This is a genomic window from Motilimonas pumila, from assembly GCF_003596335.1.
GTDB lineage: Bacteria > Pseudomonadota > Gammaproteobacteria > Enterobacterales > CBDFNC01 > Motilimonas > Motilimonas pumila.
In genome coordinates, this window is the sequence record NZ_QZCH01000002.1 from 301317 (window position 1) to 324661 (window position 23345).

The window sequence follows — 23345 nt, forward strand, 5'->3', positions numbered from 1 at the left end:
TCCTTATTTTATTCATATGCATATATGTGTGAGCATAATCTACAGCAAAGTTAAATGTGTTACTATGCTTTGGTGTTAAACAGCATGTTCCAAAAATGGAACAGCAAGGAAAACTGTGACTGATCTAAATGGAATGGCGATTTTTGCAAAGGTAGTGGAAGCGAAGGGGTACTCTCAAGCTTCTCGTAATACTGGTTTGCCGAAATCGACCATTAGCCGAAAAATATCACAATTAGAAGATCTGCTCGGGGTGCGATTATTGCAGCGCAATACCCGTGGCCTAAGTTTAACCCATGTAGGCGCTCTGTATTATCAACATTGTGCAAATATAGTAAAAGAAATCGAACAAGCCACCGCCACCATAGAAAATAGTCATCAAGACGTCAGTGGTTTATTGCGCATTGCTCTGCCAGTTTCTTTTAACCAAGATGCAATGGCAACTTTATGCAGCGGCTTTTTACGAAAGTTTCCCAAAATTGACATAGATATACAGTTTATTGACTCTGAGGTAAGTTTGATTGGCGAAGGGTATGATATTGCAATCAAATATGGCCCACTTGAGCCTTCAGATTTGATTGCGAGGGTGTTGATTGAGCGACAACCTATTTTGGTGGCCAGTGATACTTATCTCAATGTGCATGGCGCACCCATGACACCTCAAGATTTATCCCTGCATCAAGGCTTGTTGTTGGGGACTCCAAGGTCATCAGCCATTTGGCCACTTGGGCTAGGAACTGAAAAAACCATGGTACAGTTTGAGCGCAGAGTACGGGTCAACAGCAATACCATGCTCAAACAAATGACCAAAGCGGGAGTTGGCATTGCAATGCTTACAGAGTCCATTTGCCGTGAAGAATTGTCCTCAGGCATGCTTAAACGCGTGCTGCAAGAATTCCCTATTGAACCGATTAAGGTGTACGGCGTGTATTCAAGCAGGCGTCAGCTGGCGACTAAAATTACCAGCTTTTTAGACTTTTTTGCGGAGCATTTCGCCAATCATGAAACGCTGGCGCCGCTAATGGCAAATCAACGATAGCGGTTCAAGCCGCTTACATCTGTTTAAACAGGTTTTGGAAACTGCGGCTGACCGCAACGGGCCGGTTCATTTGATGCAGGTGAACTTGCATCTTGCCTGTCATGTCTTTATTGACGTGCTTGATGGAAGAGACATTGACAATGCTGCTACGATGAACTTGCCAAAAGCTCTGAGGATCCAGTTGCTGTACCAGTTCTTTAATCGGGGTTCGAATGACAAACTCCCCTTCATTAGTGATGGCTGTGGTGTATTTATCTTCGGCATGAAAGCACACCACATCTGAAATAGGGATAATATGGATATTATCTTTGCGACTGGCTTTTAGCCACTCGAGGTACTGCGCATCATTACGGCCCAGCTTTTCTAATAATTTATCGAAATTCTCAGCCCCGCTGTCTTCACCTTGGGACTTATCGGTTAAACGTTTTTTTACTTTCTCTATGGCGTTCAAAAGCCGGTCTTCGGAAATGGGTTTTAAAAGGTAATCGACCGCTTCGTGTTCGAACGCATCGACCGCGTACTGATCATAGGCGGTAGTAAAGATAATCAGCGGGCTTTCTTCTTGCTTACTGATACGTCGCGCCACCTCAATGCCGTCAATACCCGGCATGCGGATATCGAGGAACATGACGTCAGGTTGCTGCTCGGCCACTAATTCCAACGCTTGTTTACCGTCAGCGGCGGTACCAACAACGGTAAGTTCTGGCCAGCTATCGGCGAGTAGTTTATCGAGGTAAATTCTCAATAAAGGTTCGTCATCAACAATGATAGCGGTTACGTCAGTCAACATAAGGTATTTCCATCTCTAATAAAAAGCCGGTGCCGTTAAGTTCTTTAAACTGCCAAGAGCTTTGACCGTCGAACAAGCTTAGCAAACGTTGTTTCGTATTGTGTATATTAAGGCCAGATAAACGCTCAAAACGTCCAGCACCGCCAGTGTCTTTAATTGTTATCTTCAAGCCTTGCGATAAGTTTTGGCTTCGACTAATGGTGAAATATAAGTTCCCGCCTTGCTCTGACGGTTCAATACCATAAATAATGGCGTTTTCAACCCAAGGTTGCAGCAGCAATGGTGGCAATTGAATATCGCGACTGATGTCGTCCGCAAGATCAATTTGATAGTCGAAGCGGCCTCCTAGACGTATTTTATGGATCGCTAAGTAGGCGCCAATAAAGTTGAGCTCTTCCTCTAAACTGATCGTTTGTTTACGCGAGCTACTCAAGCTCTGTCTTAACAATTGTGTCAATAAGTCAAGTAGTTGTATAGCTTTTTTACTATCGACCTGAATGGTAGCTTGCAAATTTGCCAAGGTATTAAATAAAAAGTGCGGTTCAACTTGGCTTTGTAGCAACTGCAGTTGACTAAGAATAAGCTCTTTTTCTTGCAGCGATTGTTTTAGTTGGCTTTGCCTGAGTTGCTCTTTAACTTTGAAGGCAGAGGACCGCGATGCTAGCCACCAAGTAATGGCTAAGCTGACGATAACTGCCAGCATAAATACGTTAACCGTCGTATGGCCGGCAATATTAACATCGCTTATATAAATATAATGATGCAGCCAGAATCCTAGCAAGATACCAATAGGTAAACTCAACAACCAAGCCAGGCTTAAGCGGTCAAGAAATAAATGAGAATAGCGATTGATGAGGTAAAAGCCAGTTAAGCAAAGTACTCCAAGGCAATTGGCTACAACTAGGTTTTTCCAAAGCTCGAGTGCGCCTATTCCGAAGTAATTGATAGACAGGCCGATTATTGAGCTCATTACCAAAATAATTACAGCTTCAATGCGCAGAGACCGAGGTCGGGCTGGCACGCTGGTTGGCTCTACATGTTCCATATTGTTGCCTCTGTAGTGGCAGGCTATTTTATTATATTTGTGGTTGATTTTTTTGACATGACAGTTAAAAAAAAACCATCACTAGTATGGGCCTTAACTAGTGATGGCGGTTTGCCTAGGATGTCACTTGATGGTTGCAGGGAGCGTCCAAAGTGTTTGGCATTCAAAGTTTTGTTTAACAGTTTTCAAAAAAACTAAGGCTATAGTAACGATTGAGATGTGTTTGCATAGAGGGGTGCGACAAATGGCAGTTTAACGGGACAACGGGGCGATGTTTAGGATAAATGGCGAGAGCTGATATCTAAAATGCAGTAAAGCGGCTGAGCTACACGTGTTGACCTGATGGCAGCTCATTCTAACCAAGTTAAAGTTCAATCTGCGGACTACTCATCATTAATAGCACGAACATCTTGATGAATGGTCTCGGCGTTCCAAGTAAATTCTAATATAGGCTCTTCGGCCCAATCGGCGCGTGGAAAACGAACGTGAACAGAGTTATCTGAAAATTTATACAAAGAGGCACTCACTTCCATATCGCTCAAAATGAGCATAAACACAAATGCAACGAAGGGGTAAACAACAAATAACTTAAACATGGTCTTCCTTTCCAAAATTTGACGCTAAAATCGCAGCCACTTAGAGCATTTTACTTGAAGCCAGCGTAAAATGAAGTATCACTCGCAATTTATTGTTCGCTTTCAGTAATATCCTCATTTTAAACAGAGACTTTGATAATATACATAAGCATTAGAGTCATAAGGTAAAGTCGTGGATTACCTCATATTAAAACACAGCCATATGGTGGTGGTGTACTTAAGTTTAGGCCTTTTTGTTGGCCGTTTCTTGCTCAGTGTGAAAAAACCGAACTGGTTACAAAAAAAGTGGCTCATGTGGCTTTGCCACGGCAACGATACCTTGTTGCTCGTATTAGGTGGTTTACTCTGTTATCAATTGCACATTTGGCCTTGGCAAGTCTCTTGGTTAGCAGGAAAGCTGCTTTTGTTATTGGTTTATATCGTGCTAGGCAGCTTTGCTATTAAGCGTGCCAAGCAGCCTTGGCAGAAATGGGCTTACGCGTTTGCAGCATTGGCTTGCTTTACATATATGTTAGGCATGGCAATCAATAAATCTTTGTATTCTTGGATGGTGTAACGATGGATTTATCTTACCGATTACCGCTACTCAGTGTGTTGTGGAAAATAGTTATTTTGTTAGCCTTCCCATTTGTTATTTGGGCTTATATGCAAGTGACAGGGATCGAATTTACAGACCTAGATACTGGAACTAATGGGCATAAGCTCTCCATTTTCTTCATTTATCTCGCTGTCGTTGCAGTTTGGTGGTGGCTCAACGTCAAAGTACAACGCGTATTGAGTCGACGGGTGTAATAATGCAGCAGCTTAATGAGGTGGAGTATATTTTAGCGGGCTTACTCATCGTGGCGATATTTGCCTTGGGTTGGCAGTATTTTCGCCACAAAATAGCGCTTAACCAGCAACAGCAAGACTGGCGAACCGAGCAAGCGTTATTGCAACAACAGGTCAGTCAATTTGGTGAGCTCAATCAGGATCAACAAATTCAGCTTCAGCAAGCCCAACTTAAATTGGAATCTCAACAGAGCCAACTGCATAAATTTACTGCCAGGCTCAGGGAAAGTCAGCTTGAATTGAGCTATGAAAAGCAACGCTCCGAAGAAAAAGCGCAGTTACACAGCGAGAATGAACGCAAATTACAGCAACAGTTTGAACATTTATCGCAGCGAATTTTTGCCGAGGAAACGGCAAAGTTTAAGACGCTAAATAAAGAAAGTTTAGAATTGTTGCTCAATCCTCTTCAACAACAAATCGCAGGGTTTAAAAATCAGGTTAACGAAAGCTATCACTCTGAAGCAAAAGAAAGGCACAGCTTAAAAGTAGAAGTCGAGAAATTGGCCCAGTTAAACCAGCAAATCGTAACCGAGGCCGCCAATTTAAGCCAAGCTTTAAAAGGTGATAACAAGCAGCAGGGGAGTTGGGGCGAAGTGATCTTGCAGCAAATTTTGGATAATTCAGGTCTCAGAGAAGGATATGAATATCATGCTCAGCAAAGCCTGACCAATGGCGCAGGTAAACGTTATCAGCCTGATATTGTAGTGCACTTACCTCAGAATAAAGACATTATCATCGACTCTAAAGTCTCTTTAACCGCGTATGAACGCTATTTCAATAGCGACGACAAAAACTTGCAAAATCAAGCGTTAGCGGAGCACGTGGCGTCTGTAAAAGGTCACATCAAAGGTTTAGGACAAAAAGACTACCATAAGCTCAATGGCGTTCGAACCTTGGATTATGTACTGCTGTTTATTGCGGTCGAGCCGGCATTCTTATTAGCCATTCAAGAAGACCCCAGCTTGGTTAAGCTGGCGTTAGACAATAATATTCTATTAGCGAGTCCCTCTAACTTGATGATAGCACTACGCACTATCGAGAATTTATGGCGTTACCAGAAACAGGAGGATAACTCTCGTCAAATTGCGCAAAAAGCGGGCAAGTTGTATGAAAAATTGCGTTTATTTAGCGAAGATTTATTAGAAGTGGGGCAAGGTCTCGACCGAACACAGACCAGTTTTGACAGAGCGCTAAAGCGATTTAGTCAAGGCCGTGGCAATTTAGTTCAGCAAGCAGAGCATTTCAGGGAATTAGGTGCAGAGGTGAACAAACCACTGCCTGAAGCCGTATTAGCTCACAACGAAGCTAACAAATTGGGCCCGAGTAATGCCTTAGGTAAGCGCTCAGAGCAAGCCGGTCAAGGTTGATTGTTGGCTTGTAGCGTCTCTTTTTCAGCAATAGGCGTGGCACGCTTAACTAGTTCAATGGGAGACTTATCACTTTGGATAAGCGCGCTAACTAACCAACACTCGGCGTAGAGTAAACTCACCGGGTTAAGCGCTAATACGAGAGAGAAAACGATTAATAATTGCTTCATGCAAATACTTCTTTGTAGTTATATTTTCGATGCATCCAGGCATCGTGTGGCCTATTTGTACCAAAAATTGCTAAGCATGTCTGTGACAAAACGTTTAATTTATATTAATTATAAATAATTGGGTTGTCGGTAAATATGCTGGTTACGCCCAAACGCCAAAGTTTCAGGGCATCAGCGAGATCATTCACGGTGTAACATAGAATCGGATAACCGTGTTCCAGCACGTCTTGTTCGCGATCTTCCACGATCAAGTCTGCATTGCAATGCAAAGTAACGGCTCTTAGTTCCTCCATAATCCCCTGCCAGCCAGAAGGTATAATTTCAAATAGCGCTCCGATCGCTATCTTCTGGTCGAATTGACGCAGATAGTGCAAGGTTTCATGGCAAAAACTACTGATGATCAACTGCTGCGAGAAACCGCTTACTTTTACTGCATGCAAAGCTTGCGCTGCAATGTACGCAGGATCGCAATCGTAGGTTTTTAATTCAAGGTTAAGGCTCAGCTTAAGGCTATCAATATAGCGTAATGCTTCTACCAAGGTGGGAATGCGTTGGCCTTGGTATTTAGGGTCAAACCAGCTGCCAAAGTCGAGTTGCTTTAATTGTGCCAGGCTCAAATCTAACAACTTGCCTTCACCATTGCTGCAGCGGGACAATGTATCGTCGTGGCTGACGACTAATTCCCCTGTGCCACATTCACAAACGTCGATTTCAACCCATGACAAACCGAGTTTTGCAGCTAAACTCAGGCTGGCCAAGGTATTTTCTGGCGCTAAGTGTTTGACGCCTCGGTGGCCAATTAAACGCGGTAATTGCAAAGTTGTCGTCATATTATGTGCGCCAAAATGCCGGGAAAAATAATACTGCTACGGTAAGGATCTCTAATCTTCCCATTAACATAGCAAAGCTTAGCACCCACTTCGACGTATTTGGAAGATCGGCAAAGTTACCAGATGGACCAATCTCCGGGCCAATTCCAGGACCAACGTTTGAAACAGCGGTAATGGCGCCTGTCAATGATACTGTTATGTTCGACCCTAAACACGCGAGAATTACCGCCGTAATGAGGATAGTCATAAAGTACGCCAGTATGAAGGCGATCAATGACCGTATGATGGCATCACTGACTCGGCGTCGGTTGTAATTCTGTGGAAAAACACCACGAGGATGTAATAATTGCATGCTCTGCTTTTTCAATAAAGCAGCGGCGATTTGAAAGCGGAAAATCTTGATTCCGCCAGAGGTTGAGCCCGAACAAGCTCCGCAAAATAGCAAGAAAAAGAAAATCACGCTGCTTAAGTGGCCCCACTGGCTAAAATCTGACAAGCCATAGCCCGTTGTTGTAATTACGGAGATGACATTAAATACGCTGATCCTTAACGCATCCACGGGGCTGAAATGGCCTTGTTGCCACAGAAAAAATGCCACCACTAAGCTTGTTACGATAACCAGCTTACTAAAGCCAATGACTTGAGCGTCTTGCCATATTAATTTACTTTGCTGTTTTTTTAAGGCTTGAATAAGGAGTAAAAAAGGCAAACCGCCAAGAAACATAAACAGACTAGCATTCCAGTGCGCGGCGGCAGAAAAGTGCGACATAGACGCATCGGAGGTGGAGTAGCCTCCGGTAGATAAGGTCGTCATAGCATGATTAATGGCTTCAAATGTGGTCATATCTGCCGCTAGAAAACCGAAGAAACAAAGCAGGGTTAAGAGCAGGTATACTTTGACAATTTGGCCGGCTAACTGGCGTGTTTTAGGGGTACTTTTGTCTGACCATTCTGAAGACTCTGTTTGGAATAAACGCATGCCGCCGACATTGAGAAATGGCAAAATGGCCACCCCCATGACGATAAAACCTATGCCGCCTATCCATTGTAGAATGGAGCGCCAAATAAGAATACTGTGAGCCATATTATCAAGGCCGCTCAGTACCGTACTGCCAGTCGTCGTGATCCCAGACATAGTTTCAAAAAAGGCATCGGTGTAACTGATATGCTCGATTAGCATAAAAGGTAAAGCGGCGAAGGCGCTACCGATTAACCAGACTGAGGTCGTGAGCAGAAACATTTCTCGCACGCCTAGGCGAAACTCGGATACTCGGCCTAGATGCAAACAAATGAATGCAACGCAGTGAGTGATCACGATTGATTGCAAAAACTCCATGCTTCCAGGGCCGGCGGTAGCAAAAGCCATCAACATGGGAATGTACATAAACAGGGCCAACTTAGACAGCACTAGCCCTGTTACGAACAATAGCGGTTTGTAATTTAGCATAGGGCAAAAGCCTATAACTTATAGGAAGAATGGACTAGGTTGGAACAGCTTCTCAACTTCAGGAATAAACTTCTTATTCACTAAGAACATCACTACATGGTCGTCTTGTTCTATCTCGGTATTATCATGTGCAATGAGCACTTCTTCACCACGCACTATTGCGCCAATCGTGGTACCCGGCGGTAACTTAAGCTCACTGATTTTTCTCCCGACGACTTTAGAGGTGATTTTATCGCCGTGAGCGATGGCTTCAATCGCTTCCGCTGCGCCTCGCCTGAGTGAATATACATTCGCAAGGTCAGCCTTACGTACATGGGTTAAGAGGGCTGAAATAGTCGCTTGTTGCGGTGAAATGGCAATGTCAATGGGCCCACCTTGCACTAAATCGACGTAAGCGCCGCGTTGAATCAATACCATGACTTTTTTGGCGCCAAGCTGTTTTGCTAGCATTGCTGACATGATATTCGCTTCATCGTCATTAGTTACGGCTATAAAAACGTCGGTTTGGTCGATATGCTCTTCCGCTAGCAGTTCGTGGTCGGAAGCATCGCCACTAAATACAATGGTGTTGCTTAATACCTCTGACAGACGCTCTGCGCGTTTATAGTTACGCTCAATCAGTTTTACACTGTAGTTTTTCTCTAACGCTCTCGCCAGGCCTGCACCAATGTTACCACCGCCGACGATCATGATCCTATGGTAAGGTTTTTCAAGTTTTTGCAGTTCGCTCATCACCGCTCGAATATGAGCGTCAGCCGCAACAAAAAAAACTTCATCATCCGCCTCTATTATGGTTGTCCCTTGAGGGCGGATGGCTTTGCCTTGACGAAAGATGGCCGCGACACGGGTTTCAATGTTTGGCATATGTTGCTTGAGAGCGGCAAGCGCGTTACCCACTAAGGGTCCACCGTAATAAGCTTTTAAACCGACCAATCCCACTTTACCTTCTGCAAAATCAACCACCTGCAATGCGCCTGGATAATCAATTAAGCGTTTAATATAGTCTGTGACGAGTTGCTCTGGCGCGATAAGGTGGTCAATGGGAACATTATCGTTATTAAATAGACGATCTTTTTCTTTGAGTAAGGCTGCTGAGCGGATCCGGGCAATTTTGTTCGGCGTGTTAAACAGGCTATAAGCAATTTGACAAGCCGCCATATTGGTTTCATCGGCATTGGTTACGGCCACTAACATGTCGGCGTCTTCTGCACCAGCTTGACGCAATACGTGAGGGTGGGCGGCGTGGCCTTGTACTACCCGTAAATCAAATTTATCTTGTAAATCTCTGAGGCTCTCATCATCTTGGTCAACAATGGTGATGTCGTTGTTCTCGCCCACTAAGTTCTCTGCCAGTGTTCCGCCTACTTGGCCTGCACCTAGGATGATGATCTTCATGATAACCTCAGGTTATGTCTTTGCCGTAAAACCCTCTACGGCATTTTTATATTGTTACAAGCTTTTACGTAAGCGAGCGTAATAAAAGCCGTCCATATTATCTTGTCCTGGTAATATCTGCCAACCAGGGTGTTCTGGCGTATCTTCACTATTGATAGGAACTAAGCTTGCGTCAGGGGTTGCCGCTAAGAAAGCCCTAATTTGTTCTACGTTCTCAATCGCCAGAACCGAACAAGTAGCGTACAACAAGGTGCCACCAGGTTTAAGTAATTGCCAGTTCGCCTGTAATATTGCCTGTTGTAATTTGCTTAGCTCAATAATGTCGCTGTCACGGCGTAACCATTTTATATCCGGATGCCGGCGGATAACGCCCGTTGCACTACACGGGGCGTCCAGTAAGATGCGGTCAAACAGTTGTTGATCCCACCAATCGTTAGGTTGGCTCGCGTCGCCATGGATCAACTCTGCGTGGAGTCCAATGCGATCTAAGTTCTGTTGCACCCGCTCAAGCCGTTTAGCATCAAAATCGACGGCTGTTAAATGGCTAATGCCGGGCTGTATTTCTAGCAGGTGAGCGGTTTTACCGCCGGGCGCTGCGCAGGCATCAAGAATACGCTCGTTGGCTTGGGGGGCCAGCAAGCTCGCCGCCATTTGTGCCGCTGCATCTTGCACGGAAGCATCACCTTGCATAAAGCTTGGGAGTTTGCTGACGTCGGTCGGTTTTTCTAACATCAAGGCGTGGGGAGAAATTGCGCTAACGTCACTGACAATGTCTTGTTCTGCTAAAAGGGCTTGGTATTCTGCGGTGCTATGTCTTTGCTGGTTAACTCTTAACCACATAGGAGAGCGCTCGTTCGCTGCCGCTAAAATCGCTTCATATTGAGCGGGGTAGTCATGCTGTAAGCGTTTGATAAGCCAGTTAGGGTGGCAAAACACTAGGCTGGGCTTGTCGCTGGCAGCCGCAATTAACTCATCCTGTTGACGTTGAAAATTACGCAGCACCGCGTTGACTAACCCTTTAAGGCCAGGCGCTTTTAAGGTTTTGATGCCATTTACCGTATCTGCGACTGCCGCATGGGCAGGGATCCGAGTGTACAGAATTTGATAGATGCCAACCAAGACCAAAAAGTGCAATGGACGCTTTTTACCGGTTAACGGTTTATCCATCAATTGCTTGGCAAAAAAATCAAGCCGAGGTAACCAGCGTAATACGCCGTAACACAGCTCTTGTAACAGAGCTTTGTCTTTTGGAGCAACCAGCTGCTGAGCAGCAGGTAAGGCGGTATTAAGAGACTCACCTTGTTCAACTACTTTATTAAGCACGATAGCCGCAGTGCCGCGAACATTTTGATTAGCCAAGCTGTTTTCCTACCGCAAACCATTCTTTTTTAGCGTTAAGTACATCTTTTACCGCCATCGCTTTTTTACCCGGTACTTGTATTGTTCGCAGGTTTAGTATGCCATTGCCGGTTGCCACTTGAATACCCTGTTTATCTGCGCTCAAAATGGTGCCGGGATTGGCATCAGTTGTGCCCTCTGTTACTTGACTCTGCCATACCTTGATATTGTTCCCTTCGCATTGAAAGAAAGAACAAGGCCAAGGATTGAAAGCGCGTATGCATCGTTCAATAAATGCCGCATCGTCTTGCCAGTTAATTTGCGCTTCTTCTTTACTGAGTTTTTTCGCATAGTTGGCCTGGTTATCGTCTTGAGGCTCTGCGATTAACTGGTTTTGTGCCATTTTATCCAAGGTGTCCAGTAGGGCTTGCGGCCCAAGTTCAGCAAGCTTTTGATACATACTGGCACTGGTATCATCGGCAGCAATGGGTAAACTGGCTTTATGCAGCATGGCGCCGGTATCTAAGCCGATATCCATTTGCATAATGGTCACCCCAGTTGCTTCATCTCCGGCCCAAATGGCGCGTTGAATCGGTGCCGCGCCACGCCAGCGAGGCAGTAGGGAGCCGTGTACATTAATACAACCAAGCTTTGGAGTGTCGAGTACATCTTGAGGCAGTAATAAGCCGTAGGCCACGACTATCATTAGGTCAGCATTTAAATCGGCCAGCGCCTCTTTAGCGTCGTCTGACTTGAAGTTCTCAGGCTGATACACAGGAATATCGTGTTCAAGAGCAAGGCTTTTAACAGCACTTGGCGTGAGCTTTTTGCCGCGGCCTGCAGGGCGGTCGGGTTGAGTATATACCGCAACTACTTGGTGCTTAGCAGCCACCAAAGACGCAAGGTGGCGCGCCGCGAAGTCGGGCGTGCCTGCAAAGATAATTTTCATGGCGCTAGGTCACCTTAGCTTAAGATTTACGAGCAAGTCGCTGAGCTTTTTCTAATTTCGCTTTAATACGCTGACGCTTTAAAGGCGATAAATAGTCGATGAAAAGCTTGCCATTTAGATGATCTAATTCATGTTGAATACATACCGCGAGCAAGTCGCCAGTTTCAAACTCAAATTCTTCTCCGTCAATGTTTAACGCGCGCACTTTAATATGATCGGCACGTTGTACCTCTGCACGGGTTTCTGGAACGGATAAACAGCCCTCTTCCATTTTCTCAATGCCAGAGGTTTCAACAATTTCTGGGTTGATTAATACTAATCGCTCATTTCTGTCTTCTGAGACATCAATCACAACGATGCGTTGGTGAATATTTACTTGGGTTGCGGCCAGGCCAATACCTTCTTCTTGGTACATGGTTTCAAACATATCTTCAACGATCTGTTTGATTTCTGGTGTGACCTGGGCTACAGGTTTAGCAACTGTTCTTAGACGTTCGTCTGGAAAATGCAATACTTCGAGCAAAGCCATGTTATTATCTTGATTCAACCGTATATATGATTCTATGGGATGGGTTAATTCTAGTCATTTCTGGGGTGAAATGACAGAGTAAATGCCTACACAGGGAGAGTTATGAAATTTAAACAAGTGACGGCAGCGATATTTGGTGTTGTGCTATCCTTCGCCGCCACGGCCGATACATTACAATTAAAACAAGGCCACCCAGATTCATACGTCGTTAAAAAAGGCGATACCCTCTGGGATATTTCAGCGTATTTTTTAGATTCACCTTGGTTATGGCCACGTCTTTGGCAAACCAACCCACAAGTGAAAAACCCACACCTTATCTATCCTGGTGACAAACTTTACCTTACTTGGGTAGATGGCGAGCCTAGGTTAGGTCGTAAACGCCTGAAGAAAATGTCGCCACAGCCACGCATTGAAGAGAAGCGCCCAGCAGTGCCAACAGTGCCATTGACGTTAATCGAACCTTTCTTAAGCCGTGACCACATCATCGATGAAGAGCTACTTGAAGGTGCGCCACGTGTGATGGGTAAAAACACTAAAAATACCCGTTTACGTCAAGGGGATATTTTTTACGGAGAAGGCCGATTTGAAGCGGATACTCAATACGGCATTTATCGTTTAGGCGCAAAGTTAACGGATAAAACCACCAAAGAACCGCTTGGCAGCAAGCTTATTTTTGTGGGATTGACCAAGCCAAGTAAATCGAAGCATGTGCAAAGTAATGAGCGAGTAACGCCTATGCTGCTAACAAGCAGTAAGATAGAGGCTAAACTGGGTGATTTAATCTTGCCTATCCCTGAGTTTGACGTCATGCCTGCGTTCTTTATTCCCACAGCGACGCCAAAAGAATTCCGCGGTTATATTGTTGATGCCCTCAATGAATCTCGAGCGTTAGGTCGGGGTGATATCGTAGTCATAAATAAAGGCCGCCGTGAACAAATTCGCCCTGGTGCCATTTTTAGCATTATGCGTCCTGGCGCAGAAGTGGTAGAACGTAAAGGCAAGTTGGTTTACAAAGACGATGCGAATGTTTTTGAAAAGACCTTCCTCAAAGGCGAAAATGCGCTAACCTTACCAGAAGAAGACATTGGCACATTAATGGTATTTAAATCTTATGATAAAACCAGTTTGGCCATTATTGTTCGAGGTAAAGACTTAATTGGCGACGACTTCGATATCCAAGGAACTGAATTCTGATCCTAGCCTTACCCGGCTTTGGTTAGCGTTAAAAGCTACGCCAAGGCTGGGAATTCGCAAAGCCCTCTCTTTACTTCAGCGTTATTCCATTCAACAAATATTTCAGCTCAGCGCAGAGCAGTTACAAAATTTAAGCCTGAGTTCTCAACAAGTTCAGTATATACGTCATCCTGATTGGGCCTTTATTGACAGAGTGATGAGCGACTGCCAACGCCAAGGCATCTCGATTATACACTTACACGATAAGCGTTACCCTGAGCCATTAAAGCAGATTGCCGCGGCTCCCCTAGTGCTATTTTGCAAAGGGGATTTAACTTATCTTGCTGCGCCTAAATTAGCCATCATTGGCAGCCGTCATTGCACCTACTATGGAAAAGAAAAAGCCCACTTTTTTGCCGGCGAACTTGCGCAGCAAGGCTTTGTCATTGTCAGCGGCATGGCGCTGGGTATAGATACTCAAGCTCACCTAGGTTGCTTGCAACAAGGGCAAGCTACCATTGCTGTTTTAGGTGCTGGCTTGAATCATATATATCCGAAACGAAACTTGGTGTTGAGTGAAAAAATCGGCCAACAAGGCCTACTTATATCCGAGTTTTGGCCTGACACTCCACCGCGGGCGAGCAATTTTCCGCGTCGTAATCGTATTATTTCTGGCTTGTCCTTGGGGGTCTTTGTGGTTGAAGCCTCCCAGCGCAGTGGCTCTTTGATTACCGCACGTTACGCTTTAGAGCAAAACCGTGATGTCTTCGCCTTGCCAGGCTCAATCGACAATGGCCAAGCTTGTGGTTGTCACTATTTAATTCAACAGGGAGCTAAATTAGTGACTCAACCGGTCGATATATTAGAAGAGCTGCTATTAATGACGGAGTCAATTTCCGCTCAATTAAACTTAATCAAACATCAAAACGTATTACAGGAGGATAAAAGCCAAGTAAATGCATTGCCATTTGCAAAATTGTTGGATAGTGTAGGTTTTGAAGCCACACCAATTGATGTTGTGGTGGAACGTAGTGGGGAAACGGTGCAGTTTGTACAAAGCCAACTACTGGAAATGGAACTAGAAGGTTTGATTGCACAAGTGCCTGAAGGATACGTCAAGTTGGGGAGGAATTAATTATGTTCGACATCCTCATGTACCTTTTTGAGACATATATACACAGCGATGCTGAGTTAATGGTGGATCAAGAAGAGCTTACAGAAGAACTTACCCGTGCTGGTTTTCATCAAGACGAGATATACAAGGCGTTAGATTGGTTAGAGAAGCTTGCTGCTCTCCAAGACAATGACCAGAATCCATATCTTTGTCGCGATGGTCAAAATTCCGTGCGGATTTACACCCAGGAAGAGATGACTCGTCTAGATACTGATTGTCGAGGCTTCTTATTATATTTAGAGCAGATAAAGCTTCTCACTTCGGAAACCAGAGAGATGGTGATCGACAGAGTGATGGAGTTGGACAACGCAGGGTTTGATCTTGAAGATCTGAAGTGGGTTGTGTTGATGGTATTGTTCAACGTACCAGGCAACGAAAACGCCTATAAGCAGATGGAAGATCTACTGTTTGATGTCAATGACGGCCCTTTACATTAACCACATCTTCCGGGTGTAGAGGAAAGGTAACGCCTTTCCCTTACCCGATATCCCTGCATTTATAATTCTCCCTAGCGCTTCTTTGCTGACCATTTTGCCCTTTTTTGGTAAACTGAGCTGGTAACAGTCTTTGAAGTAAGTTGAGGGTAGCGTGTCAAAAATTGACCAGCAGTTATTTTCTGCTCATGAGCATGCGTTAGAAAAAGAATATGAAACCTGCCCACAGTGTGGCCAATCGTTACAGGTAAAAAATAGCCAGCATGGCCCCTTTTTAGGCTGCAGCGCATATCCGGAGTGCGATTTTAAACGCCCACTGCAGCAACACGGTGACATCACTAAGGTGTTAACTGGATCGAGCTGTCCCTTGTGCCAACATGAGCTCGCGTTAAAGCAAGGTCGGTACGGCATGTTTGTCGGTTGTACTCAGTTCCCAGAATGCCAACATATCGCGTCTTTATCTCAGGCCACTGCCACTGATATTGCTTGTCCTAATTGCAAATCGGGTCACTTAGTACAACGAAAATCGCGTTTTGGTAAGTTGTTTTATGCCTGTGACAGTTATCCTAAGTGCAAATATGCCGTGAATGAACCTCCTGTGGCACAGCCTTGTCCGGAATGCGATTGGCCTATTTTAACGGTGAAAAAAACCGCTGCCGGTAAACGCTTAGTTTGCCCACAAAAACAATGTAAATATAAAAGTGAACCAATTTAATAGCAGATGGAAAAAAATACCCAAATTCAGATAGCTCAGGCGGTGCAAGCGCTTATTCAAGGTGAAGTCATCGCTTATCCTACAGAGGCCGTTTACGGCGTCGGCTGTGATCCCGATAACCGAGACGCGATTGCCGCTTTATTGGCATTAAAACAAAGGCCTAAATCGAAAGGTTTAATTTTGGTGGCCGCGAATATGGAACAGTTACACCAGTATATTGACTTGAGTCAGTTAAGCGAATCACGCTTGGCAGAAATTAACGCCTCTTGGCCTGGGCCCAATACTTGGGTCATGCCAGCGCAGCCTCATCTCACTGAAGATTTGATCGGACAGTTTGATACCATTGCTGTGCGAGTCAGTGACCACCCATTAGTTCAACAACTGTGTCGTCAATTTGGTAAGCCGATTACGTCAACCAGTGCAAATTTGAGCGGCCAAGCACCAGGTTTAAGTGCGTTAGAAGTCGAGCGGCAACTGGCGGGTCAAATTAAACACATCATTGACGGCCCCTTAGGCGGCCTTGCCAACCCCACCCACATAAGAGATGCCAGAACCGGCGCGACAATCAGACAGGGATAATATGACAAGCCCCAATAAAGCAGCAGTAAAAGCATTTTTATTAACCCTTCAAGATAATATCTGCCAAGCTCTAACAACGGCTGATGGCAGTGGCGAGTTTATCGAAGACAGCTGGCTGCGTGAGCAGGGCGGCGGTGGCCGTACTCGTGTGATGCGCCACGGCACCGTGATTGAGCAAGGAGGGGTCAATTTTTCCCATGTGTTTGGTGATGAAATGCCAGCGTCTGCGACGGCTCATCGCCCAGAGCTTGCTGGGCGAAGTTTCGAAGCCATGGGGGTATCTTTGGTTATCCACCCTCATAACCCACATATACCGACATCTCATGCCAATGTGCGCTTTTTTATCGCCGAAAAAGAGGGTGAAGCGCCGGTATGGTGGTTTGGTGGCGGCTTTGATTTAACGCCTTTCTATCCAAGAGATGAAGATTGTCGCCATTGGCACCAAGTGGCCCATGATTTATGCCAACCATTTGGTGAGCAGGTTTACCCAGAATACAAGACCTGGTGTGACAATTACTTTTTCCTTAAACATCGCAATGAGACTCGCGGGGTAGGCGGTCTATTTTTTGACGACCTCAACCAATGGCCGTTTGAGCAGTGTTTTGCTTTTATGCAGGCTGTGGGAGAGGGTTACATTGACGCCTATCTGCCGATTATCACTGCCCGCAAAGACGAGGAGTTTACCGAGCTGCAACGTGAATTTCAGCTGTATCGCCGCGGCCGTTATGTTGAGTTTAATCTGGTGTATGACAGGGGCACTTTATTTGGTTTACAAACAGGTGGCCGCACGGAGTCTATATTGATGTCGATGCCACCATTGGCGCGTTGGGAATATAACTTACAGCCAGCCCCTGGCAGTACTGAGGCAGCCCTAGCACAATACCTAATGCCGCGAGAGTGGCTATAGCGAGTATTTTGCAAAGCCATAACTTAGCCGCATGGCTAAGTTATTAGGTGTGTTGTTTATAGTGGGCAAGTATAAAAGTCGCTCGACGGCTTAAGTTATTGATTACGCATGTGGCTGGCAAGTTGATCCAGCGATGCCCGCATATTTTCTCTTAGCTCTGGGTGTTGCACACAGTTATCAAGTGCTTTGTTCATACAAAACATCCATTGATCGCGCATTTTACAGTCAACCTTAAAAGGTAAATGGCGCGCGCGCAGCCGTGGGTGACCGTATTTTTCCTCAAACAGTCCCGGGCCGCCGGTCCAGCCAGATAAAAACTCAAAAAACTTTTGGCGGATGGTATCGAGTGGCAAAGGGTGAATAGCGTATAAATCTGCGGCCTCTGGAGCACTTTCCATAATGTCATAAAATTCATTGGCTAACGCCCTCACGCCGGCTTCTCCACCGAGTAAATCATAAGCGGTGTCCGGTTGCTTTGCTTTTTCTTGCTTGCTTTCTTTAGCAAAGATCTTTTTAATCAGATTCATTATTTTTTATATCCAGTTTAGAGGCAGTCATGGATAGATATGCAGTCTTTGGTAATCCAATAAGCCACAGTAAATCCCCATTTATACACACATTATTTGCCCATCAGACTCGGGAGGATATCAGTTATGAAGCCATTGCGGCACCTATAGATGACTTCCAAGGCGCGTTAAACCAGTTTCTCGCCAGCGGCGGAAAAGGTTGTAATATTACCGTTCCTTTTAAAGAACAAGCATTTGCTGCTGCTCAGAAGCTGACTCCAAGAGCTGAGCTAGCCGGTGCGGTCAATACTCTCAAATTGACCGATGATGGGGTGTTATTAGGTGATAACACTGATGGCGCAGGATTAGTGCAAGATCTTAAAAATCACCATGTGCCATTAGAAGGTAGCCGTATTCTATTAATTGGTGCTGGCGGCGCTGCCCGTGGTGTGACTGGGCCTTTATTAGCGGAGCAACCAACAGAGTTAGTGATTGTTAATCGCACTGTGAGTAAAGCGGAGCATTTAGCCGAGTTATTTGCCCCGCATGGCAACGTCAGTGCTCAGCCTTTCTCAGAGCTAAGTGGCCCATTTGATTTAATCATCAACTCAACATCGGCGAGTTTGTCAGGTGAGCTGCCACCCATCAGCGCTGAATTAGTACGCCCTGAAACCGCCGTATACGACATGATGTATGGCTCAGGAACCACGGTGTTTAACCAGTGGGCGAAAGAGCAGGGCGCACGAATGATCATCGATGGCTTAGGTATGCTTGTGGGTCAAGCTGCCGAAAGTTTTGCTGTATGGAGAGGGATCCGCCCAGGCATGAAACAAGTCGCCAATGAACTGAGGAAGAACTTAGGTTAATGAATCAGGCCATTCAATTTCCCGACCAGCAAACCTGGTCAGAAGAAAAACAACAAATAGAATTTCCGGCCTTGGTCATGGGCCAGTTGATTGTATGTCGTGTCAGCAAAGCCAGTCTGTTACGTCTTGCTATTGTTGAACAAGGGGAGGCGATGACATTATTCAGCGAGCTTAGGTTTGACCTTGAAGAAATGGCAGAAGAAAAAATCAATGCTGAGGATTTTGCCCCAGATGGCGGCATTTTCATTTAATAACCGTGTGGCTAAGGTATAATCACGTCATTCACGTTGGCGCACAGTCGGCGGCAAGTATTTAAGGAGAATCACTTGGTAAAAGTATTAGTGAACGGCGCCAAAGGGCGTATGGGCAGCGAAGCGGTTAAAGCGATCAATAATGATCCTGAGTTAACCTTGGTTGGCGAAGCTGACGTGGGTGATGATTTAGCGGCAAGCATTGCTGCCTCGGGAGCTGAAGTCGTCGTCGATCTTACCGCTGCTTCTGCAGGTTATAACAATACGCAGATTATTTTAAATGCTGGCGCTCGTCCAGTTATTGGTACCAGTGGTTTTCAGCAGCAGCAAGTAGAAGAGCTACAAGCGCTGTCAGCAGAAAAAGGCCTTGGTGGTTTAATCGCCCCTAACTTCTCAGTTGGCGCCGTGTTGATGATGAAATTTTCAGCAGAAGCCGCCAAGTATTTACCGGACGTTGAAGTGATTGAAGCCCATAGCCCGCAAAAAGAAGAAAGTCCTTCTGGTACCGGTGTACGCACTGCCGAGCTAATCGCAGCCGCGCGCACTCAGGCACCGATGCCAACTTCAAACAAAGAGTTGATCCCTGGTGCTCGTGGCGCCAACTTGAAAGATGTGCCTTTGCATTCGATTCGCTTGCCAGGCGTGGTTGCACAGCAAACTGTTTTCTTTGGTGGCTTGAGCGAAACTCTTAAAATCGAGCATAACTCGCAACATCGTGAATCATTCATGCCCGGCATTTGTTTAGCGTGTAAACAAGTGATGACTCGCCAACAACTGGTCTACGGTCTTGAACACTTAATGGATTAAGCCACTTAGCATTAGCTTTGTTGATAAATACTAAAGGACTGTTTATACAGTCCTTTTTTTTGACCTAAGATTAAGTTTGCAACAATTTTCTGTTGTTATACTGAATCAAGCAAAGAACAATAAAGAGAGAGACGAATGAAGAAGTGGTTATTACTCACAGCATTATTAACTTGTTCAGTATGGGCCAATGAACAAGTTGAGAAAGTCTCTGAAGGGAAGGTAGAGCCTCAATCTAAACCCGATACTGTGGTCGCACCTGAGCAGCAAAAGCAGTTTGAGTTGTTAGGTCACCAGATTGAACCAGGCAGTTTCCGCACCCTTTCATGGTCGAGTGAGCAGTCTTTTACAGGGATTGATGTCGGTACTCCGGTTCTTGTTGCCAGAGGTGAAAATGCAGGTCCCGTGTTATGCTTAACTGCGGCAGTGCATGGTGATGAGCTCAATGGCATCGAGATTACACGGCAAGTATTGCACCATATTGATACCCGCGAATTGAATGGCACCGTCATCGGTGTACCGATTGTTAACCTGGACGGCTTTCATAATTCTTCCCGTTACTTAAAAGACCGACGCGACTTAAACCGCTATTTTCCTGGCTCGCCTGATGGCTCTTCAGCGGATCGCATCGCCCATTCTTTTTTCAATAAGGTGGTTAGCAAGTGCGATGCCCTTATTGATTTGCACACAGGTTCTTTTTATCGCACTAACTTACCGCAAATAAGAGCTGACTTAAGTCACAGTGGTATGGCGAAGTTTAGCCGCGGCTTTGGCAACATCACCATTATTCAAAGCCGCGCAAGCAAAGGGACATTGCGCGGTGCTGCGCTTGAAGCTGGGATCTTAGCGGTCACTATGGAGTTAGGTGCGCCCATGAGTCTCGATACTGCGAGCGTTGCAGTAGGAGTGGACGCGATAAAGCACTTGATGGCCAAAATGAAAATGCTACCTGAGACGATGGAGCTGATAGAGCCGTTGCCCTTTTACGTCGAATCGTCTTGGCTGCGAGCCGATCACAGCGGCATATTTGTCAGTGATGTCGCCCTTGGGGAAAAGCTCATTCCGCAGCAGGTCATCGGCACGGTAACCGACCCGGTGACCAATGCATCATTTCGAGTGCGCGCGGAGCATCACAGTACTGTGATAGGTAAAGCCTTGAATCAGTTTGTTTATCCGGGTTTTGCCTTATTTCATGTGGCGACAACGACTACCCCGGAGCAAGTTGAGCTAGAGCAGACCAAGAAGAAAAAAGAGCAACAAGCTAAAGTGATCGAAAAAGTCACGGCAGAGCTCAAAGCGTCAGGCGTTGAAGTTGACCAAGAGCATACTCAAACCGTGATCGAGAAAACGTCTAAAATCATTGAGAAGTCGGCAACTCAGGAGGAGCAAACTGATCCTGAAGAACTTGTTGAAGAATAAGCTTTAGCTGCGTTTCTGCTGCTTTTTTACCTGAGAGCTGATTGGCAGCGACCACTTGTTGCCAAGTGTGTTGCTGTAAGCAGCGCTGAATTAATAGATCAGATTGCGACGGCAATAAGCAAGGCCATTGCGGCAGTTGCCATAACCACTGGCGAATAGCGGGCAGAGCAAACTCGACAGGTCGATGTGATAAGCAATAATGCAGCACTGCGTCGCGATATGCACCTACGGGGTGTTTGTTAGAGGAAACGCTGGCTTTTAACCAGGCAATGAGTGCGTTGGCAACGTCGGCTTCCAGATCTTGCAAGGGGCCGGTGAGGTAATCTTGCAGCTGCTGTTGTAGTTGCGAGCTTAACCCTGTTGTAAATGCTTGCACTTGCTGCTTACAAGGTCGCATCGCAATCACGCTATAGCAGCCGCTGGCAACATCTTTACTCAAGCCTAAATGATTGAGTTGGAATTGGCTCCTTTGCCAAAAGCTGGCTAAGTCAGGGGTGAAACCAAAACTGGTACAAAGGAAATCAAAACCCTGCTGCTGGCTCCAGCTGAACAGCTTGTCTAATAAGAAGGTTCCCACGCCATGACTTTGGCTCTCCGGATGAACGGCAATGCGCATGACGCGGCCATAGTGATAGCCGACGGCTTCAGCTTGTCCGGCATGCAGGCTGAGAGCTTGAGCGGTAAGGTGACCTTGTACACGTCGAGTACCTTGGTGAATGGCCTGGCTTAATGGCTGCGGCAATGGCGGTTCATCCATCAATAAACTGATGGCGAGTAAGTCTTGTTGATGGAATACGAGGTGCACGCTAATGCGGGCATTATCCAACAGGGCTCTCAAATCACTGGGCTTGGTTTGATAATGGGCATTGACTAAAAGTGCAAAAGCTTGATTTAACAGCGCTTCATTAGCCATTAACGCTTCTTTACTGATGACTTGATAGCGCCACTGCTTAGCTGTAATTGGCAAATTTACGGATTGGGCGTGCGCATTCAATATAAAGTTAGCAAAGGTCCAATCCTCTAATGGATCATGACTTCGCCAACGAATCGGTTCGTTTAAGTGCAAGTGCTTATAATGCTTAAAGTCTTGTTGTAAATATTGCATAAACTTCAAGCTAAAACCTCTGCCACTGCCTTCATAGCCATGTTGGGTGGAGGCAAATACCACTCTAGGGTAGTGATGACATATTGCTTTTAGCATGGGCATGGGGATCGCAGCAGCTTCATCAACCATGATGACGTCGGCGCAAGGGCGTGCCCTCAATAAGTGATCCGGCGCGATGAAGTCTAGCTGTCCGAAAGGCCCGGTAACGGGGTAATGTCGAGCGTCTTGTCCCAATCCTTTACCTGCAAAGCGCAATACCGACTGAGTGGCGTGTCGATTTGGCGCGCACACCAGTATCTGTTGCTGATGTTGCTCAATCAGTGTGGCACAAGCGAGACCAAGACTGGCTGATTTGCCCCGACCTCTATCTGCAGTGATGACCAAAGGGCGACGGGCTCGCCCTGTGGCGCATTTGATGATCCGATGGATCGCGTCTTGTTGTTGCGGGTTTGCGCTAAGGCAAGCATCCGTGCTGCTTGAGGAATCATCTATTCCTTGTGCTAGATGCACCGTTGAAACCACAACAGGGTTGTCGACGTAGCTTAACCCTTGCTGTTGTTGCCAAAGGCAGATCCCCTTTGTTGGTTGGAAGTGACGTATCAGCCGAGTCAGGAATAAACTTTTGTGAGGCCTTGGCTGTTGGTACGATAACAGCTGGCGGTAATTAGGGTCGTCATACTCGGGCCAATGTGTAAATTCAGGGCACACAAGAATAAGTTGCCCGCCGGCGGGAATGATGCCGCTAATGGCAGCGATACCGTCAGCGGAAAACTGAGAAAAAGCGTTGATAATGACCTGCTGTCGCTCTCGTCCTAACCAGTGTTTGGCTTTGTTGAGCAAATCTTTATGCAGGATCTTTGGGTGGGCAGGCGCTTCCCCCAGCCAAAGGTGTTGTTGTTGCAATAGCTCAAGAGCATGCTCCATGCCCCATTGTTGTTGTCCTGAAAGCACGATGAACTGGCGATGACCGGCATGTTGTTGCTGCTGTTGCAATCGCTTAATCAAATCAGGAATCAATGAAGTATTGGCTTGTTGTTGAATCAAGTCTTGGCCTTAAGTTTAAGAGTGAAGCGCATTAGATATCATACC

General features: G+C 45.8%; 26 protein-coding genes. 14 read left to right on the forward strand and 12 right to left on the reverse strand.

Annotated elements, in window-relative coordinates; translation table 11 throughout:
* Positions 1–115: 115 nt before the first annotated feature.
* Positions 116–1036, forward strand: coding sequence for a LysR family transcriptional regulator (locus tag D1Z90_RS04035; protein WP_119909451.1), 921 nt, complete (start codon positions 116–118; stop codon positions 1034–1036).
* A gap of 13 nt (positions 1037–1049) precedes the next feature.
* Here D1Z90_RS04035 and D1Z90_RS04040 read toward each other — a convergent pair whose 3' ends face one another.
* From D1Z90_RS04040 to D1Z90_RS04050, 3 genes are all read right to left on the reverse strand, one after another.
* Positions 1050–1826: a LytR/AlgR family response regulator transcription factor gene (locus D1Z90_RS04040; RefSeq protein WP_119909452.1), complete on the reverse strand. Its 777-nt coding sequence runs from the start codon at positions 1824–1826 to the stop codon at positions 1050–1052.
* Complete coding sequence (locus D1Z90_RS04045; RefSeq protein WP_119909453.1) at positions 1816–2871, reverse strand: sensor histidine kinase; 1056 nt, start codon at positions 2869–2871, stop codon at positions 1816–1818. Before D1Z90_RS04045 ends, D1Z90_RS04040 begins: the two co-directional genes overlap by 11 nt.
* A 383-nt stretch (positions 2872–3254) precedes the next feature.
* The gene (locus tag D1Z90_RS04050) at positions 3255–3467 is read right to left on the reverse strand and encodes a hypothetical protein (RefSeq protein ID WP_119909454.1); all 213 of its coding nucleotides are present in this window, start codon (positions 3465–3467) and stop codon (positions 3255–3257) included.
* 172 nt (positions 3468–3639) lie between these two features.
* On the opposite strand from D1Z90_RS04050, the gene D1Z90_RS04055 reads away from it, so the two are divergent.
* The 3 genes from D1Z90_RS04055 to rmuC are packed head-to-tail and all read left to right on the forward strand — an operon-like array spanning position 3640 to position 5665.
* A complete protein-coding gene (locus tag D1Z90_RS04055) occupies positions 3640–4023 on the forward strand; it encodes a SirB2 family protein (protein ID WP_119909455.1) in 384 nt (127 codons plus the stop codon).
* Between the two features lie 2 nt (positions 4024–4025).
* A complete protein-coding gene (locus D1Z90_RS04060; protein WP_119909456.1) occupies positions 4026–4259 on the forward strand; it encodes a hypothetical protein in 234 nt (77 codons plus the stop codon).
* Positions 4260–4261: 2 nt separating this feature from the next.
* A complete protein-coding gene (rmuC, locus tag D1Z90_RS04065; protein WP_119909457.1) occupies positions 4262–5665 on the forward strand; it encodes a DNA recombination protein RmuC in 1404 nt (467 codons plus the stop codon).
* On the opposite strand, the gene D1Z90_RS04070 is transcribed toward rmuC, so the two are convergent.
* The 7 genes from D1Z90_RS04070 to def all read right to left on the reverse strand — a co-directional run bounded on the left by D1Z90_RS04070 (position 5656) and on the right by def (position 12323).
* Positions 5656–5835 carry a hypothetical protein gene (locus D1Z90_RS04070; RefSeq protein WP_119909458.1) on the reverse strand — a complete coding sequence of 60 codons (180 nt, stop codon included), beginning with the start codon at positions 5833–5835 and terminating at the stop codon, positions 5656–5658. The genes rmuC and D1Z90_RS04070 overlap by 10 nt on opposite strands.
* A 104-nt stretch (positions 5836–5939) precedes the next feature.
* On the reverse strand, positions 5940–6665 hold the full coding sequence (locus D1Z90_RS04075) for a glycerophosphodiester phosphodiesterase family protein (RefSeq protein ID WP_119909459.1): 726 nt from the start codon (positions 6663–6665) through the stop codon (positions 5940–5942).
* A 1-nt stretch (position 6666) separates the two neighbouring features.
* Entirely contained in the window at positions 6667–8112 is a 1446-nt protein-coding gene (locus tag D1Z90_RS04080; RefSeq protein WP_119909460.1) for a TrkH family potassium uptake protein, read from the reverse strand.
* Positions 8113–8130: 18 nt separating this feature from the next.
* A complete protein-coding gene (trkA, locus tag D1Z90_RS04085) occupies positions 8131–9507 on the reverse strand; it encodes a Trk system potassium transporter TrkA (protein ID WP_119909461.1) in 1377 nt (458 codons plus the stop codon).
* A gap of 54 nt (positions 9508–9561) precedes the next feature.
* A complete protein-coding gene (rsmB, locus tag D1Z90_RS04090; RefSeq protein WP_119909462.1) occupies positions 9562–10866 on the reverse strand; it encodes a 16S rRNA (cytosine(967)-C(5))-methyltransferase RsmB in 1305 nt (434 codons plus the stop codon).
* On the reverse strand, positions 10859–11794 hold the full coding sequence (fmt, locus tag D1Z90_RS04095) for a methionyl-tRNA formyltransferase (RefSeq protein WP_119909463.1): 936 nt from the start codon (positions 11792–11794) through the stop codon (positions 10859–10861). Before fmt ends, rsmB begins: the two co-directional genes overlap by 8 nt.
* Positions 11795–11813: 19 nt before the next feature.
* Positions 11814–12323 (reverse strand): peptide deformylase, encoded by a 510-nt coding sequence (def, locus tag D1Z90_RS04100; RefSeq protein ID WP_119909464.1) that lies wholly within the window; start codon positions 12321–12323, stop codon positions 11814–11816.
* A gap of 102 nt (positions 12324–12425) precedes the next feature.
* Between def and D1Z90_RS04105 the strand changes: the two genes are divergently transcribed.
* From D1Z90_RS04105 to hemF, 6 genes are all read left to right on the forward strand, one after another.
* Complete coding sequence (locus tag D1Z90_RS04105; RefSeq protein WP_119909465.1) at positions 12426–13517, forward strand: LysM peptidoglycan-binding domain-containing protein; 1092 nt, start codon at positions 12426–12428, stop codon at positions 13515–13517.
* On the forward strand, positions 13480–14631 hold the full coding sequence (dprA, locus tag D1Z90_RS04110) for a DNA-processing protein DprA (RefSeq protein ID WP_232525194.1): 1152 nt from the start codon (positions 13480–13482) through the stop codon (positions 14629–14631). The genes D1Z90_RS04105 and dprA overlap by 38 nt, the downstream gene beginning before the upstream one ends.
* A 2-nt stretch (positions 14632–14633) precedes the next feature.
* Positions 14634–15107 carry a DUF494 family protein gene (locus D1Z90_RS04115; RefSeq protein ID WP_119909466.1) on the forward strand — a complete coding sequence of 158 codons (474 nt, stop codon included), beginning with the start codon at positions 14634–14636 and terminating at the stop codon, positions 15105–15107.
* 151 nt (positions 15108–15258) lie between these two features.
* Positions 15259–15819 carry a DNA topoisomerase family protein gene (locus tag D1Z90_RS04120; RefSeq protein WP_119909467.1) on the forward strand — a complete coding sequence of 187 codons (561 nt, stop codon included), beginning with the start codon at positions 15259–15261 and terminating at the stop codon, positions 15817–15819.
* A gap of 6 nt (positions 15820–15825) precedes the next feature.
* Positions 15826–16398: an L-threonylcarbamoyladenylate synthase type 1 TsaC gene (gene tsaC / locus D1Z90_RS04125; protein WP_119909468.1), complete on the forward strand. Its 573-nt coding sequence runs from the start codon at positions 15826–15828 to the stop codon at positions 16396–16398.
* 1 nt (position 16399) lies between these two features.
* The gene (gene hemF / locus D1Z90_RS04130; protein ID WP_119909469.1) at positions 16400–17305 is read left to right on the forward strand and encodes an oxygen-dependent coproporphyrinogen oxidase; all 906 of its coding nucleotides are present in this window, start codon (positions 16400–16402) and stop codon (positions 17303–17305) included.
* A 95-nt stretch (positions 17306–17400) separates the two neighbouring features.
* Here the strand turns inward: hemF and D1Z90_RS04135 are convergent, their stop codons facing one another.
* Positions 17401–17832 (reverse strand): group II truncated hemoglobin, encoded by a 432-nt coding sequence (locus D1Z90_RS04135; RefSeq protein ID WP_119909470.1) that lies wholly within the window; start codon positions 17830–17832, stop codon positions 17401–17403.
* Positions 17833–17861: 29 nt separating this feature from the next.
* On the opposite strand from D1Z90_RS04135, the gene aroE reads away from it, so the two are divergent.
* The 4 genes from aroE to D1Z90_RS04155 all read left to right on the forward strand — a co-directional run bounded on the left by aroE (position 17862) and on the right by D1Z90_RS04155 (position 21151).
* Positions 17862–18677 carry a shikimate dehydrogenase gene (gene aroE, locus D1Z90_RS04140; protein WP_119909471.1) on the forward strand — a complete coding sequence of 272 codons (816 nt, stop codon included), beginning with the start codon at positions 17862–17864 and terminating at the stop codon, positions 18675–18677.
* Positions 18677–18928 carry a DUF1488 family protein gene (locus D1Z90_RS04145; RefSeq protein ID WP_119909472.1) on the forward strand — a complete coding sequence of 84 codons (252 nt, stop codon included), beginning with the start codon at positions 18677–18679 and terminating at the stop codon, positions 18926–18928. Before aroE ends, D1Z90_RS04145 begins: the two co-directional genes overlap by 1 nt.
* 75 nt (positions 18929–19003) lie before the next feature.
* The gene (gene dapB, locus D1Z90_RS04150; RefSeq protein ID WP_119909473.1) at positions 19004–19735 is read left to right on the forward strand and encodes a 4-hydroxy-tetrahydrodipicolinate reductase; all 732 of its coding nucleotides are present in this window, start codon (positions 19004–19006) and stop codon (positions 19733–19735) included.
* A gap of 135 nt (positions 19736–19870) precedes the next feature.
* Positions 19871–21151, forward strand: a complete 1281-nt coding sequence (locus tag D1Z90_RS04155) for a succinylglutamate desuccinylase/aspartoacylase family protein (RefSeq protein WP_119909474.1) — start codon at positions 19871–19873, stop codon at positions 21149–21151.
* Here the strand turns inward: D1Z90_RS04155 and D1Z90_RS04160 are convergent.
* Positions 21090–23300 carry a tRNA(Met) cytidine acetyltransferase TmcA gene (locus tag D1Z90_RS04160; RefSeq protein ID WP_119909475.1) on the reverse strand — a complete coding sequence of 737 codons (2211 nt, stop codon included), beginning with the start codon at positions 23298–23300 and terminating at the stop codon, positions 21090–21092. The two genes, D1Z90_RS04155 and D1Z90_RS04160, sit on opposite strands and share 62 nt — an antisense overlap.
* Between the last annotated feature and the right edge of the window lie 45 nt (positions 23301–23345).

Bases quoted from the DNA above. Each gene is read 5' to 3' on its own strand.
- fmt (WP_119909463.1), bottom strand. From the start codon at position 11,794: ATGAAAATTATCTTTGCAGGCACGCCCGACTTCGCGGCGCGCCACCTT.
- trkA (WP_119909461.1), bottom strand. From the start codon at position 9,507: ATGAAGATCATCATCCTAGGTGCAGGCCAAGTAGGCGGAACACTGGCA.
- D1Z90_RS04135 (WP_119909470.1), bottom strand. From the start codon at position 17,832: ATGAATCTGATTAAAAAGATCTTTGCTAAAGAAAGCAAGCAAGAAAAA.
- D1Z90_RS04155 (WP_119909474.1), top strand. From the start codon at position 19,871: ATGAAGAAGTGGTTATTACTCACAGCATTATTAACTTGTTCAGTATGG.
- D1Z90_RS04060 (WP_119909456.1), top strand. From the start codon at position 4,026: ATGGATTTATCTTACCGATTACCGCTACTCAGTGTGTTGTGGAAAATA.
- tsaC (WP_119909468.1), top strand. From the start codon at position 15,826: ATGGAAAAAAATACCCAAATTCAGATAGCTCAGGCGGTGCAAGCGCTT.
- hemF (WP_119909469.1), top strand. From the start codon at position 16,400: ATGACAAGCCCCAATAAAGCAGCAGTAAAAGCATTTTTATTAACCCTT.
- D1Z90_RS04075 (WP_119909459.1), bottom strand. From the start codon at position 6,665: ATGACGACAACTTTGCAATTACCGCGTTTAATTGGCCACCGAGGCGTC.
- D1Z90_RS04045 (WP_119909453.1), bottom strand. From the start codon at position 2,871: ATGGAACATGTAGAGCCAACCAGCGTGCCAGCCCGACCTCGGTCTCTG.
- D1Z90_RS04105 (WP_119909465.1), top strand. From the start codon at position 12,426: ATGAAATTTAAACAAGTGACGGCAGCGATATTTGGTGTTGTGCTATCC.
- def (WP_119909464.1), bottom strand. From the start codon at position 12,323: ATGGCTTTGCTCGAAGTATTGCATTTTCCAGACGAACGTCTAAGAACA.
- D1Z90_RS04080 (WP_119909460.1), bottom strand. From the start codon at position 8,112: ATGCTAAATTACAAACCGCTATTGTTCGTAACAGGGCTAGTGCTGTCT.
- D1Z90_RS04115 (WP_119909466.1), top strand. From the start codon at position 14,634: ATGTTCGACATCCTCATGTACCTTTTTGAGACATATATACACAGCGAT.
- rmuC (WP_119909457.1), top strand. From the start codon at position 4,262: ATGCAGCAGCTTAATGAGGTGGAGTATATTTTAGCGGGCTTACTCATC.
- D1Z90_RS04145 (WP_119909472.1), top strand. From the start codon at position 18,677: ATGAATCAGGCCATTCAATTTCCCGACCAGCAAACCTGGTCAGAAGAA.
- D1Z90_RS04040 (WP_119909452.1), bottom strand. From the start codon at position 1,826: ATGTTGACTGACGTAACCGCTATCATTGTTGATGACGAACCTTTATTG.
- D1Z90_RS04050 (WP_119909454.1), bottom strand. From the start codon at position 3,467: ATGTTTAAGTTATTTGTTGTTTACCCCTTCGTTGCATTTGTGTTTATG.
- D1Z90_RS04070 (WP_119909458.1), bottom strand. From the start codon at position 5,835: ATGAAGCAATTATTAATCGTTTTCTCTCTCGTATTAGCGCTTAACCCG.
- aroE (WP_119909471.1), top strand. From the start codon at position 17,862: ATGGATAGATATGCAGTCTTTGGTAATCCAATAAGCCACAGTAAATCC.